The organism is Kitasatospora sp. NPDC004289 (assembly GCF_053602875.1).
This window is the reverse complement of sequence record NZ_JBSGEL010000018.1, coordinates 21,329-34,320: the sequence shown is the minus strand read 5'-3', so window position 1 is coordinate 34,320 and position 12,992 is coordinate 21,329. Positions and strand designations below refer to the sequence as shown.

The 12,992-nt window shown below is 72.4% G+C and carries 11 protein-coding genes; 6 read left to right on the top strand and 5 right to left on the bottom strand.

Going from position 1 to position 12,992, the window contains the following annotated elements; all coding sequences use genetic code 11:
- Nucleotides 1–10: 10 nt before the first annotated feature.
- Nucleotides 11–1,039 carry a hypothetical protein gene (locus tag ACWEPF_RS14465; RefSeq protein ID WP_452172766.1) on the bottom strand — a complete coding sequence of 343 codons (1,029 nt, stop codon included), beginning with the start codon at nucleotides 1,037–1,039 and terminating at the stop codon, nucleotides 11–13.
- 139 nt (nucleotides 1,040–1,178) lie between these two features.
- Between ACWEPF_RS14465 and ACWEPF_RS14460 the strand changes: the two genes are divergently transcribed.
- Complete coding sequence (locus ACWEPF_RS14460) at nucleotides 1,179–1,742, top strand: EF-hand domain-containing protein (protein ID WP_345289369.1); 564 nt, start codon at nucleotides 1,179–1,181, stop codon at nucleotides 1,740–1,742.
- A 70-nt stretch (nucleotides 1,743–1,812) separates the two neighbouring features.
- Here the strand turns inward: ACWEPF_RS14460 and ACWEPF_RS14455 are convergent, their stop codons facing one another.
- The 4 genes from ACWEPF_RS14455 to ACWEPF_RS14440 form a co-directional block, all read right to left on the bottom strand.
- Nucleotides 1,813–4,380 carry an ABC transporter permease gene (locus tag ACWEPF_RS14455; RefSeq protein ID WP_452172765.1) on the bottom strand — a complete coding sequence of 856 codons (2,568 nt, stop codon included), beginning with the start codon at nucleotides 4,378–4,380 and terminating at the stop codon, nucleotides 1,813–1,815.
- Between the two features lie 17 nt (nucleotides 4,381–4,397).
- Nucleotides 4,398–5,129, bottom strand: coding sequence for an ABC transporter ATP-binding protein (locus ACWEPF_RS14450; RefSeq protein WP_380150605.1), 732 nt, complete (start codon nucleotides 5,127–5,129; stop codon nucleotides 4,398–4,400).
- A gap of 427 nt (nucleotides 5,130–5,556) precedes the next feature.
- Nucleotides 5,557–6,114, bottom strand: coding sequence for an NADPH-dependent FMN reductase (gene ssuE / locus ACWEPF_RS14445; protein ID WP_452172764.1), 558 nt, complete (start codon nucleotides 6,112–6,114; stop codon nucleotides 5,557–5,559).
- 80 nt (nucleotides 6,115–6,194) lie between these two features.
- Nucleotides 6,195–6,272: a putative leader peptide gene (locus ACWEPF_RS14440; RefSeq protein WP_452172826.1), complete on the bottom strand. Its 78-nt coding sequence runs from the start codon at nucleotides 6,270–6,272 to the stop codon at nucleotides 6,195–6,197.
- Nucleotides 6,273–6,454: 182 nt separating this feature from the next.
- On the opposite strand from ACWEPF_RS14440, the gene ACWEPF_RS14435 reads away from it, so the two are divergent.
- The 5 genes from ACWEPF_RS14435 (at nucleotide 6,455) to ACWEPF_RS14415 (ending at nucleotide 12,965) form a co-directional block, all read left to right on the top strand.
- Entirely contained in the window at nucleotides 6,455–7,870 is a 1,416-nt protein-coding gene (locus ACWEPF_RS14435; protein WP_449797024.1) for an LCP family protein, read from the top strand.
- A gap of 50 nt (nucleotides 7,871–7,920) precedes the next feature.
- Complete coding sequence (locus ACWEPF_RS14430; protein ID WP_452172763.1) at nucleotides 7,921–8,895, top strand: LCP family protein; 975 nt, start codon at nucleotides 7,921–7,923, stop codon at nucleotides 8,893–8,895.
- Between the two features lie 47 nt (nucleotides 8,896–8,942).
- Nucleotides 8,943–9,401, top strand: coding sequence for a hypothetical protein (locus tag ACWEPF_RS14425; protein WP_345284909.1), 459 nt, complete (start codon nucleotides 8,943–8,945; stop codon nucleotides 9,399–9,401).
- A 237-nt stretch (nucleotides 9,402–9,638) separates the two neighbouring features.
- Nucleotides 9,639–11,093, top strand: a complete 1,455-nt coding sequence (locus ACWEPF_RS14420) for a CHAP domain-containing protein (protein ID WP_452172762.1) — start codon at nucleotides 9,639–9,641, stop codon at nucleotides 11,091–11,093.
- 93 nt (nucleotides 11,094–11,186) lie between these two features.
- A complete protein-coding gene (locus tag ACWEPF_RS14415; RefSeq protein WP_452172761.1) occupies nucleotides 11,187–12,965 on the top strand; it encodes a hypothetical protein in 1,779 nt (592 codons plus the stop codon).
- The last annotated feature ends 27 nt before the right edge of the window (nucleotides 12,966–12,992 follow it).

The window sequence follows — 12,992 nt, the reverse complement described above, 5'->3', positions numbered from 1 at the left end:
GGTCGCCAGCCTAGTCGGACCAGGTGCGGCCCGGGCGGACCTCGGGGGTGGCGAGGGATACCCAGTGTGCGGGGCCCTCGGGGGTGGGGCGGGAGGTGACCAGGAGCTGGGCGTGGCGGGTGTCCGGGCCCTGGTAGAGGAGGGCGGGCCGGGGTGGGCCGTAGTCCTGCCGCTCGTCGCAGTCGCAGTCCTCGTCGTCCTCGTCCTCCGGGCCGGGAGTCTCGATGGTCAGGGAGTCGGGCCAGGTCCGCCAGCGGCCGTCCGTCCAGGGGTGCTCCTCATGGAGCGTCAGTTCCCAGAGGGGGTCGCCGGAGAGCGGGCCGGCCTGGGGGCCGTATCCCGGCTGGAAGAGGACGCGCAGGGCCGGTGCCCCGGTGCGGTGGACCAGCGAGTGCCGGAGGCGAGTCGCCTTCGCGGCCGAGGCCAGCGAGACGAAGCCGAGCCCGGCCAGGCCGGTGGTCACCACCAGCAGGGCGGGGACGGCGAGTTGGAGCACCGCCGCGCCGACCAGCAGGACCGCGCCGAAGACCAGGCGTCCGAGGGGAGGGGAGCTGGTATCGGCGAACGGCGAGGGCTGCCCGGCCAGGGTCCAGGGGTACGGGACCTCGGGGCCCATCAGGGTGGCCAGCTGCCGAGGGGCCCGGCGGCGGCCGAGGGCGGCGACGGTCAGCAGTGCGGCCAGCGCCGCCTCGGTGAGCAATAGGATCCAGCGGACCGGCCCGTCCGGGGCGCCGGGGGCGTACCAGAGCAGCGGGAGCAGGGCGTACGCCGCGAGCGGGAGCCCGCGCGGACGGGCCGTCAGGGCCAGGGCCTGGAGCAGCAGGGCGGCGAGCACCGCGTCCGCCGAGTCGTACCAGTGCGGTGCGTCGGGCAGTTCGGCACCGTGGGGTCCGACGGCGACCAGGACGAGCAGCGCGAGCGGGAGCCAGGCGAGGCGGCGGGAGTCCCAGCGGTGGACGGGATGGGCGGCACGCCAGCGGGCGGCGGCCTCGGGGGTGAGCGGCGGTGCGTCGGGCAGGGGCGGTGCGGGGTGGTGCATGGCGGCGATGGTGTCACGGGGTGCGGCACCGGTGCGATCAGATTCCCAATCACGCGTACGTGGCGCCGCCTGTTGCACGGGGTGTGGCGGGCTCCCTAGGCTCGCCGGGCACTGAGCGCCCAGGGAACGAGGAACCGTCATGACCGTCGCCGCCAGCCGGGACCTGCTGGACCGGAAGATCGACCTCTGCTTCGGGCAGGCCGACCTGGACAAGGACGGGGTGATCGACGCGACGGACGTGCTGGGCCTGGCCTCGCGGATGATCGGGGCGTCCGGGGTGGCCTTCGACTCCCCGGACGCGACGGCGATGCTGACGGCGGCTCAGGGGTGGTGGAAGGCATTGGTGGCGGACCTGGACACCAACAAGGACCAGAAGATCCAGGAGCACGAGTACCGGGCCGGGATGCGGCTGCTGGCGCAGGCGCCGGGGGCCTTCGACGACGTGCTCGCCCCGGCCGCCCACGCGGTGTTCCGGCTGATGGACCGGGACGGCGACGGCCGGATCTCGGCGGCGGAGTTCTGGGACTTCCAGCGGGCCTTCGGGTCGAGCGAGCCGGCCGCCCGGTTCGCCTTCGAGAAGCTGGACACCGACCGGGACGGGGTGCTCTCGGAGGCCGAGGTGCTCTCGGCCTTCCGCGGCTTCTACACCTCCACCGACCCGGACCACGTCGGCAACTTCCTCTTCGGCGACGCGCTGAACTGAGCGACGGAACGGCGGAACGACCGAGGGGCCGCACCCCCGTGGCGGCCCCTCAGTCGTTCCTGACATCCGGTCAGTCGGTGGCGATGGCCGCCAGGACGTTCATCCGCCCGGCCCGGAAGGCCGGGAAGAGCGCGGCCAGCAGACCGATGACCGCCGAGGCGATCAGGATGCCGATGATGGTGCCGACCGGGACGTCCAGCAGGTTGAGGCCCTGACCGGCCAGCACCTGCTGGGAGGTGACGCCCCAGCCGAGGCCGAGGCCGGTGCCGAGGAGGGCGCCGAAGACGGCGATCACCACGGACTCCAGGCGGATCATCCGGCGGAGCTGACGGCGCGACAGGCCGATGGCGCGGAGCAGACCGATCTCCCGGGTGCGCTCGACCACCGAGAGGGCGAGGGTGTTCACCACACCCAGCACCGCGACCACGATGGCCAGGCCGAGCAGGCCGTAGACCATGTAGAGCAGGGTGTTGACCTGGCTCTGCACGAGGTCCTTGTAGCCGGCCTTGTCGGTGATGGTCAGCTGCGGGTACTCCTTGAGGGAGTCCTGCAGCGCGGCCAGCGACTTCGCCGGGTCGACGCCGTCGGCGGCCTTGGCGAAGGCCATCCGGTCCGCGGGGAGTTCGGCGGCCGGGATCACCTTGGCGACGGTCTCGGTGTTGAGGAAGATGCCGGACAGGATGTCGTTGCCGCCCTTGGCGATCAGGCCGACGGTGAGCTCCTGGGTGTGGCCCTGGCCGTAGTCCGCGGCGATCTTCGAACCGATCGAGAGGCCGCGCTCCTTGGCGAAGTCCTCGCCGACCACGACCCCGCCGGGGGCGAAGCCCGCCTCGGGGGTACCGGCCTTGGCCTCGAACTTGAAGTTCCTGATGAAGGAGGACGAGGCCGCGGCCAGGTGCTCGCTGGTCCGCTTGCCGTCGGGAGTGGTGAGCTTGGCCTCGACGTTCTTCTGGAGCGTCAGCTCCTTGAGCCCAGGCGTCTTCTCGATCGCCTGGACCATGGCCGGGGTGAGCTCCGCGGCCTGGCCGGCCACGATGTAGTCGGCGCCGACCGAGCTGTCGAGCTGGTCGTTGGCCGAGGTGACCATCGAGGAGGTGACCACCGAGGCCCCGGTGACCAGCGCGAGGCCGATCATCAGCGCGGCGGCGGTGGCACCGGTGCGGCGCGGGTTGCGGGTGGCGTTGCGCTGGGCCAGCTTGCCGGACGGGCCGAACAGGGCGGGCAGCACCGCACCGAGCACCCGGACCACGAAGGTGGAGAGCAGCGGGCCGACCACCACCAGGCCGACCAGGGTCAGCACCACGCCGCCGCCGAGCAGCATGCCCCCGGTCCCGGCCGAGGAGGCGCCCGAGGCCGCGCCCAGCAGGGCGGCGCCGCCGGCGGTGAGCACGATGCCGATCGCGGCCCGGATCCGGTTGGCCTTGGGCTCGGCGGGAGTGCCGTGGTCGCGCAGGGCGGCCATCGGGGAGATCTTGGAGGCCCGGCGGGCCGGGATCCAGGCGGCCAGCACGGTGATCACCACGCCGACCAGGTACGAGGCGATCGGCACGCTGGCGCCGATCTCCAGCTCGGCCGACGAGAGGTTCATCCCGGCGGCCTTCATCAGCTGGATCAGGCCCATGGCCAGACCGATCCCGGCCAGCAGGCCGAGGGTGGAGCCGAGCACGCCGAGGATCAGGGCCTCGACCAGCACCGAGCGGTTGACCTGGCTGCGGCTGCCGCCGATGGCCCGCATCAGGCCGATCTCGCGGGTGCGCTGGGCGACCAGCATGGAGAAGGTGTTGATGATCAGGAAGCCGCCGACCAGCAGCGAGATCCCGGCGAAGCCGAGCATGGCGTACTTCATGAAGTCCAGGAAGCCCATGTCCTTCTTGCCCTGGGCCTTCTGCTCCTCGGCGGTGAAGGCCTCGTAGCCGCTGCCGAGCGCGCCGAGGGCGGCGGTCTTCAGCTGTGCGTCGGTCTTCGAGCCGTCACCGGTCACCTCGACCGAGGTGAAGGCGGTTGCGCCGAGCAGCACCTTCTGTGCGGTGGGCACGTCCATGAAGGCCAGCGCCGCACCGGGGTTGGTGGTCTGGAAGGTGGCGATGGCGGAGATGGTGAAGTCGTGGTTGCCGGTGGCGGCGATCAACCGGAGCTTGGAGCCGAGGCCGAGCTTGGCCTTCTCCGCGGTGTCGGCGTCCAGCACGATCTGCTCGGGGCCGACCGGGGCCTTGCCCGAGGTGATCTTGAGCATCACCTGGTCGTCGTGCCAGGAGCCCGTGATGGTCGGGGCGCCCGAGGTCGGGCCGACCAGCTTGTTGGTGGCCGGGTCGACCAGCACCGCGCTCTGCGAATTGACCTCGCCGCGGGCGGACTTGACGCCCGGCAGGGCGGCGACCTTGGCCTGGACGTCGACCGGGACGGTGCGGGCCTTCTCGCCGATCATCCCCTCGCCGTCACCGTCCTCGTCCGGCACGGCCGGGCGGACGGAGAGGTTGGAGGCGGTGGTGGCGAAGAGCTTGTCGAAGGTGGCGGTCGCGGTGTTGGAGAACACCAGGGTGCCGGAGACGAACGCGACCGAGAGGACCACAGCGATGAGGGAGAGCGCCATCCGGCCCTTGTGGGCGAAGAAGCTCCGTAGTGAGGTCTTGAGCAGCATCGGAGTCTGATCCCGTCTCAGCTGGTGCGCTTGCCGTCGAAGCGGCGCATGCGCTCGAGGACGGAGTCGGCGGTCGGGGCGTACATCTCGTCGACGATCCGGCCGTCGGCCAGGAAGAGGACGCGGTCCGCGTAGGAGGCGGCGACCGGGTCGTGGGTCACCATGACGATGGTCTGGCCGAGCTCGTCCACCGAGCGGCGGAGGAAGGTGAGCACCTCGGCGCCGGAGCGGGAGTCGAGGTTGCCGGTGGGCTCGTCGCCGAAGATGATCTCGGGACGGGCGGCCAGGGCCCGGGCCACCGCGACGCGCTGCTGCTGGCCGCCGGAGAGCTGGGTCGGGCGGTGCTTGAGCCGGTCGGCCAGGCCGACGGTGGAGACCACCTGGTCCAGCCAGGCCTGGTCGGGCTTGCGGCCGGCGATGTCCATCGGCAGCGTGATGTTCTCCAGCGCGTTGAGCGTGGGGAGCAGGTTGAAGGCCTGGAAGATGAAGCCGATCTTGTCCCGGCGGAGCCGGGTCAGGTGCTTGTCCTTCAGGCCGGTGATCTCGCTGTCGCCGATCCAGATCCGTCCCTCGGAGACGGTGTCCAGCCCGGCCAGGCAGTGCATCAGGGTCGACTTGCCGGAGCCGGAGGGCCCCATGATCGCGGTGAACCGGCCCCGGTGGATGTCGACGTCGACGGCGTCGAGCGCGGTGACCCGGGTCTCGCCGTCCCCGTAGGCCTTGGTCACCTGCCGCGCTGCCGCGGCGATGGCGGCGTTGCCGCCCGAGAGCTGCGGGTCCTGCACGGCGTTCGCTGCCGTCGTCACTGGATACTCCTAGGTCGTGGTCCACCCGTGTGCCCCGCTCTCGGGGCCTTGGGAGCGGCCGGACCGGCGAGGTAAGAACCACGTTAGGAGCGGCGCCCGAACGGATCGTCATCCGCCGGGAGGAAGCCGCCCAACTCTCGATGTACGGGCTACCCCCCGGTTCCCCTAGGGGTTTTCGGGCACCTTCTCAGGGACTGGTGTCTCCCCCGGCAGGGTTTGCCCCGTCGCGCCGCCCGGCACGCACTCTCGCCGCACCGGCCAAAGGCCCAAGTAGCTCCGCTACGAGGGCCTTTCTCCGGCACGCCGAGAGCACGCACCGACCGACGCTCCTCATGGGGCAAACCCTGCCGGGGGAGGCACCGGGTCAGGGTCAGCAGGCCAGTGCGGGCACCAGGTGGCGCTCCAGGGCGGCCGCGAAGGCGTCCACCACCGGGGTGAGCTGGGCGGCGGCCTCCGGTTCGAGCACGGTGGACCCGTCGGGCGCGGCCCCGACCTGACGGTCGAGCAGGAACCAGCCCTGGGTGATGTGGGCCGCCCCCATGGAGGAGAGCACCGGCCGCAGGGCGTAGTCCACCGCGAGCACGTGGGCGGTGGAGCCGCCGGTGGCCAGCGGGAGCACGGTCTTGCCGGCCAGGCCGTGCTGCGGCAGGACGTCCAGCAGTGCCTTCAGCAGCCCGGAGTAGGCCGCCTTGTAGACCGGGGTGCCTATCACCACGCCGTCCGCCTCGGCGAACAGCCGTGCCGCCTCGATGAGTTGGGGGTCGGAGAAGTCCGCGGAGAGCAGCGCCGCGGCCGGCAGCGCGCGGGCGTCGAGCTCGACCACCCGGTGGCCGTGCTCGGCCAGCCTGGTGTCCACCACGTGGCGGAGCAGGCGGGTGGTGCGGGAGGTCGGCGACGGGGAGCCGGAGACGGACAGGACAGTGGCCATGGGGGCACCTCGGGGCGTGGAAGCGGCAGGGCTGAACGCGCGGCGGAGCGCGGAGAAGTGGAGAGAAGGGTGGCGAGCGGTCAGCCACTACACAGGGAGCAGGCCACGCGCAGCAGGTCGACGTGCCGCCTCCGCGTGAGGATCTTCTGCTGCTCCATGCGTTTCATGGGACCACGGGCACTTCGAAGGGGTCAAGGACGGTCCGGTCCGTGACCGGGGCTCCGTCCGGTCGGTGACCATGCTCCCGAGCCGTCCGCGGCGTGCATCAAAACGGATACAAGGGGCCCCGTGGGTGCCCCCGCCGTACTGAGCGCCCGCGGTTTCGGGCATCCTTCCCCCCATGAACACGTGGCAGGAGGGCCGCCAGGGCGGCGGCAACGGGTACGGCGGCTCGCCGGGCGGCTACGGCTCCGAGGGCGAGCCGAACCCGTACCGCGCCCAGAACGGGAGCGCCCCGGGCGAGAGCGCCCCGTACCCCGAGGAGCCGACGCTCCCCGCGGGGCTGAACCCGCGCGGCCCGAACGCGCCGAAGCCGCTCAAGCCCGGCCAGAGCCGGCCGGCGCCCCAGCCCGTGCCCCGGCAGGCCGACCGCGCGCCGCTGCCGGCCTCGCTCAACCCGCGCGGCCCCGGCGCCCCGGCCCCCGCCTTCACCCCGCCCGCCCCGGACGTCCCCGCAGCCCAGCCGGGTGGCTCCGGCGGCCCCGGTGCTCCGATACCGCCGGGCACCCCCGGCGCGCCCAGACCGCCCCGGCCGTCGAACTCCGCCTGGCCGCGCAAGCGCAAGATCAAGGTGGGCGTCTACGCCACCCTGGCCGCGCTCCTGCTGACCGCGACCGGCACCTACTTCTGGGCCGACTCCAAGCTCAACCACGAGAACGTGCTGGCCGACTACAAGGGCCGCCCGCCGGCCGGCAAGGGCACCAACTGGCTGATCGTCGGCTCCGACAGCCGACAGGGCCTCACGGACGCCCAGGAGGACTCGCTGCACACCGGCTCGGCGGTCGGCAAGCGCAGCGACTCGATGATGCTGCTGCACATCGGGGACAACGGGAACACCCTGATGAGCATCCCGCGCGACTCCTGGGTCAACATCCCCGAGCACCCCAACACCAACGGCAACGGCAAGACCGTCCCGGCGACCACCTCGAAGATCAACGCGGCCTTCAACGGCGGCGGCGGCCGTCTGCTGGTGCAGACCGTGGAGGCCAACACCGGCCTGCGGATCGACCACTACGCCGAGATCGGCTTCGCCGGCTTCGTCGGCCTGGTGGACGCGGTCGGCGGCGTCGAGATGAAGATCGACAAGGACATCAAGGACCGCGACTCGGGCCTCGACCTCAAGGCCGGCACCCAGACCCTGACCGGCAGTCAGGCGCTGGCCTTCGTCCGCCAGCGCCACCAGATGGCCGACCAGGACCTGGGCCGGATGCGCAACCAGCAGAAGTTCCTGGCCGCACTGGCCCACCAGGCCGCCTCGCCCGGCACCGTGCTCAACCCGTTCACCTTCTACCCGATGGTCAGCGCGGGCCTGGGCACCCTGATCGTGGACGAGGACGCCGGCCTCGGCGACATCGGCTCGCTCTTCCTCGCCATGCGCGCGGTGACCGGCGGCGACGGCCGGTCGATCACCGTGCCGATCTCCAACCCGGACTTCCGGACCAAGACCGGTGAGTCCGCGGTGAAGTGGGACGACGCCAAGTCGAAGCAGCTCTTCGAGGCCTTCAAGAACGACGCCAAGGTCCCCGAGTTCAAGTAGCCCCCGGGTGTCGCGCCGGGCCCGCGCGCCCGGCGCGACACACTCGGGGGATGGGCGGCAACGGCGGTGGTGGCAGGCGGAACTGGTGGCGCGTCATCCGGTGGACGGCGGGCCTGCTGCTGCTCGCCTTGGTCGGCACCGCGCTCGGGACGTACCTCTGGGCCGACGGCGAGCTGCGGCACGTCGACGCCGTCACCGACTGGGACGGCCGCCCGGGCGACGGCCCCGGCACCAACTGGCTGCTGGTCGGCTCCGACAGCCGGGCCGGCCTGACGCCCCAGCAGCAGCGCGAGCTGCACGTCGGCGGCGAGTCCGGCACCAACACCGACACCGTCATGGTGCTGCACCAGGGCGACAACGGTCCGGTGCTGATGAGCATCCCGCGCGACAGCTACGTCGCGATCCCCGGACACGGCAAGAACAAGATCAACGCGGCCTTCGCCCTCGGCGGCCCGGCCCTGCTGGTGCGCACCGTCGAGTCGAACACCGGCATCCGGATCGACCACTACGTGGAGGTCGGCTTCACCGGCATCGTGGACGTGGTGGACTCCCTCGGCGGGGTCGAGATGTGCCTGGACAAGCCGGTGAAGGACGCCAAGTCGGGGGCCGACCTCCCGGCGGGCTGCCAGAACCTGAACGGCACCCAGGCCCTGGCCCTGGTCCGCACCCGCTACTCGCTGCCCGACTCCGACCTCAGCCGGATCGGCAACCAGCAGGCCTTCCTCAAGGCCCTGGCCTCCGAGGTGCTCAGCCCGGCCACCCTGCTGAACCCCTTCGTCCTCTACCCGTTCCTCAGCGCCACCCTGGGCGCCCTGACGGTGGACCAGGACTCCTCGCTCTGGACCCTGGCCCGGTTCGCCCGGCAGATGGACCAGGTGTCGGGCTCCGGCGGCACCGCCCTCACCGTCCCGATCGCCGACCAGAACTACCAGACCCCGGCCGGCTCCTCGATCCTCTGGGCCCCGCAGGCCTCCAAGCGCCTGTTCGAGGCGATCCAGAACGACCGGCCGGTTCCGAACTCCTGACCGCGCCTCGGCTCACACTCCGTCACCACGGGTCCACAATGGGCTGCATGTCACTGGTGACCACCCTCATCGCCCACCGTCGCAGCCGGCTCTTCGGCCGCCTGGTCCAGGAGGCCCTGGCGCTCTACGGCGTCGAGGTCCCCGCCCCCGTCGAGATCGGCCCCGGACTGAAGGTCTACCACCGGGGCTTCGGCACCGTGCTGCACCCGTACACCACCCTCGGCGCCGACGTCACGCTCTACAACGGCGTCACCATCGGCCGGGCCGACCCGTGGGTGCCGCAGGAGCGCAGCGCGATGGAGCGGGTGGTGCTGGAGGACGGCGTGATGGTCTGCGCCGGCGCGAAGATCGTCTGCAAGCGCGGCGTGCTCACCGTCGGCGCGGGCACCATCGTCGGCGCCAACGCCGTCCTCACCACCTCCACCGGCCCCAACGAGATCTGGGCCGGAGCCCCCGCCCGCCGCATCGGCCTGCGCACCCCGGCCCCCCGCGTCCCCCAGCCCTGAGGCGGCCCCGCGGGCACGGCCCTGGACGCATCCGTCCGGGGCCGCTTCCGTCCCGCCGGAACCCCTTTCGGCACCGCTGAGCAGCGACGATGCTTGTCGTTGTCAGCAGGACGAACCCGCAAACCGGTACGGGAGAACCTCGCTGACGGTACGTCAATCACGCCGACCGCTGCGCCTGCAGGGCAGCCGTCCGCGTGACCACACCACCGTCACGTCTCTTCCTCCCGGAGCATCCCCATGTCTTCCAAGCTCGTCCAGCGTGCCCTGGCCACTTCGGTCGCCCTGCTCTCCACCGTCCCGGCGGTCGTGTTCCTCGGCGCCCCGACCGCCTCCGCCTCGGTCAGCTCCAGCATCGTCAACACCGCCCGGGCCAACCTCGGCGACGGCGCCTGCTCGACCAACAGCTCGGGCACCACCGGCTTCTACACCAGCTGCAGCGGCGGTCCGGAGGCGTGGTGCGCCGACTTCGCCAAGTGGGTCTGGGCCCAGAACGGTGTCAACGTCGCCGGCCTGACGAACGGCGCGGGCAGCTTCGCCAATTACAACGGTGGTCTGAAGCCCACCCCGCACGTCGGTGACGCCGTGGTCTACGAGTACAACGGGGTCGACTGGGCCGCACACGTCGCCATCGTCGCCTCGGTGGGCAACGGCACCATCACCACCATCGGCGGCAACGAGGGCAGCGGCGGTCGGGGCCCGTCCTACTCCTCGGTCAGGGAGTCCGCGCCGTTCAACTCGACCGTGGGCACCTCGGGCCACGGCCAGCGGATCAGCGGCTACGTGTCCCCGATCGGCGGCAACGACTCGACCCCGCCGCCCGCCGTGGTCCTGCCGGTGAACGTGCAGCTGGGGATCGTGGGTGCGCAGGGGTCGTTCTACAACCAGTACGGGAACTACGCCGCCGGCCGGTTCAACCCCAACTGGACCGACGTGGGCGGTACTTCGCTGACGAAGGTCACCTCGGTGACGGTCGGGGACGTGACGCACTTCTACGCGGTGGCGAACGGGCGGGTGTACGGACGCGACCTGTACCCGGGTGCGTCGTGGAGCAACTGGGGTGAGATCCCGGGTGGCGCGACGGGTGTGCGGGACCTGACGGCCTCGGTCAGCGGGAACAACGTGATCCTCGGGATCGCGGGCGGGGACGGCTCGTTCTTCACCCAGTTCGGCAACTACGACCTGGGCCACTTCGACCCGAGCTGGGTGAAGCGCGAGGGTTCGGGCCTGACCAACATCACCTCGGTCACCTCGGGCGACGGCGACACGATCCGCTTCTACGGTGTGGCCGGCGGGCGGGTCTTCGGCTCGGACTTCACGCTGAACACCAACTCGACCGCCAGCTGGTCCGAGATCCCCGGTGGCGCCACCGACGTCCGCGACATCGCGGCCACCCAGACCGGCAACAACGTGATCCTCGCCGTCGCCGGTTACGGCGGCTCCTTCCACACCCAGTACGGCAACTTCGACCAGGGCCACTTCGACGCCGCCTGGACCCAGCGTGCGGGCTCCGCGATCGACAACGTCGCGGCCACCACCACCCCCGACGGCAAGACCGTGCACTTCTACGGCCTGGCCCAGGGCCGCGCCTACGGTGCCGACTTCACCCTGAACACCAACGCCGTCTCCAACTGGAGCGAGATCCCCGGCGGCGCCCTCGGTGCCAAGGACATCACCGCCTCCCAGGCCAAGTAGCCGACCGACCCCGCAGGGCCCCGCCACCACGGCGGGGCCCTGCGCCGTACCCGGTGGACGGGCCCCGGGAGGGCGGATGGGACCATCGGGCGCATGTTCCATCCCGCACCGCCGCTCCCCGCCGCACCGCCGCCCCTGACCGACGACCTCGCCGAGCGGTGGCTGGCGGCCCGTACCGCACAGCGCTGGGACGTCCGCTGGCTGTGCGTGGTGCCGCTGCTGGTCTGTGTGGTGGCGATGGGTCAGGCCGCCCAGGACCCGGTGCTCTGCGGACCGGCCCACCCCTGTGGACAGAACTGGGCGGAGACCGTGACGGCCGCCGCGCTGCTCGCCGAGGCGGTCGCCCTGCTGTTCCGGCCGCGCGGCCTGGTGCTGCTGCCCGCCGCCCTGCTGCCGCTGATCTGGTACCTGCCGGACGGCCTGCCGGACGAGGTCAGCCGATGGACCGCGCTGGCCGCCCAGGCCGCACTCCTGGTGGTGCTGGCCCGGGCCGGGGCGGGCCGCCGGGCCGCCCGGCAGCGGCTGGCCGACCTGATGGGCGGTCAGCAGCCGTACCCCTGGACCTTGGCCGGTACCCCGGCCCCGGCCCTGCCGAGGCCGGTGGTCCGGCTGGTGGTCGGCGGTCTGCTGCTCGGCCTGGCCACCGTCTCGGTGCTCGCCGGCTTGGAGCGCCAGGAGGACGCCGACGCCCGGGCCGCCCGGTCCGAGGCCGTCGCCGGCCGGGTGATCTCCTCGGACGACCTCGGGGACACGAAGGTCGAGTACCGGTTCCCCGGCGAGGACCGCCACCGCACCGCCGAGGTCTCGGTCTGGTGGGACGCCTACCCCAAGGCGGGGGACACCCTCCCGCTGCTGGCCGACCGCGACGGCTGGGCCCGGCCGGCCGGTGACGCGTACGACCCCACCCCCTGGCTGCTGACCGCCACCGTCCTGACCGCCCTCGGCCTGGTCGTGCTCGGCTCCTCCACCCGCAGCGTCCGGCTGGTCCGCGACCTGGCCGGGCCGGGCGCCCCGGTCCTGACGGTGGTGCACCACCCGGACGGCGAGGAGGAGCTGGTCGGCCCCGAGGGCGGCGCCCCGCTCTGGCGGCTCTCCACCCGGCAGTACCTCGGCTGGAACGGCACCGCCTGGGTGCCGCTCGACGACTTCCCGCTGCACTGGGAGGGCGAGGCGGAGCGCCCGTCCGGTCTGCGGACGGCCCTGCTCTACCAGGGCCCTGACGGCGCGTCCGCCCCGGTCCTGGTGCGCCGATGGACGGCGCGGGACGACCGGGACGGCGTGCTGGAACTCGACTGGATCGCGGTGGTCTGCACCCCGCAGGTGAAGACGCTCCGGCACCCGAAGCCGACCGCCCCGCGCCTGACCGAGGACCAGGGCATGCCGGCCCGCCTCCGGCTGGCGGTCGGCCCGGCCGCCGCGCTGGTGCTGGGCGCGCTGGTGGTGCACCGTTCCGCCGACGGCTGGTGGAACGGCCTGCTCCAGCCCCTGCTCCTCGGGGGCTCCGCCCTCCCCGCCCTGGTGGCCGCCCTCGGCTGGCAGGCCCGCTTCGACCGGAACGGCCTGGTCACCAGCACCGGCCTGACGCGGCGTCGGACCGCCTGGCCGGAGATCACCGCGGCCACGGCCGAGAACGGCCGGGTGACGGTCCGCACCGGCGACCGGAAGGAACTCCACATCGGCCACCGTGCCACCGCCTGGCTGGGCCTCGGCGGCTACGACCCGCACGCCCTCGCCACCGCCGTCACCCGCGCCGCCCACGAGCCCGCCGCCCGCCCCACCACCGACACCCCCGACCACTTCCCCGAACTCCTCGTCAACCGCCTCTCCCTGACGGCCTACCTGGTCACCACGGTCACCGTCTGGCTCACTTGAGGAACGTGGTGATGCTTCGGGGGCGCG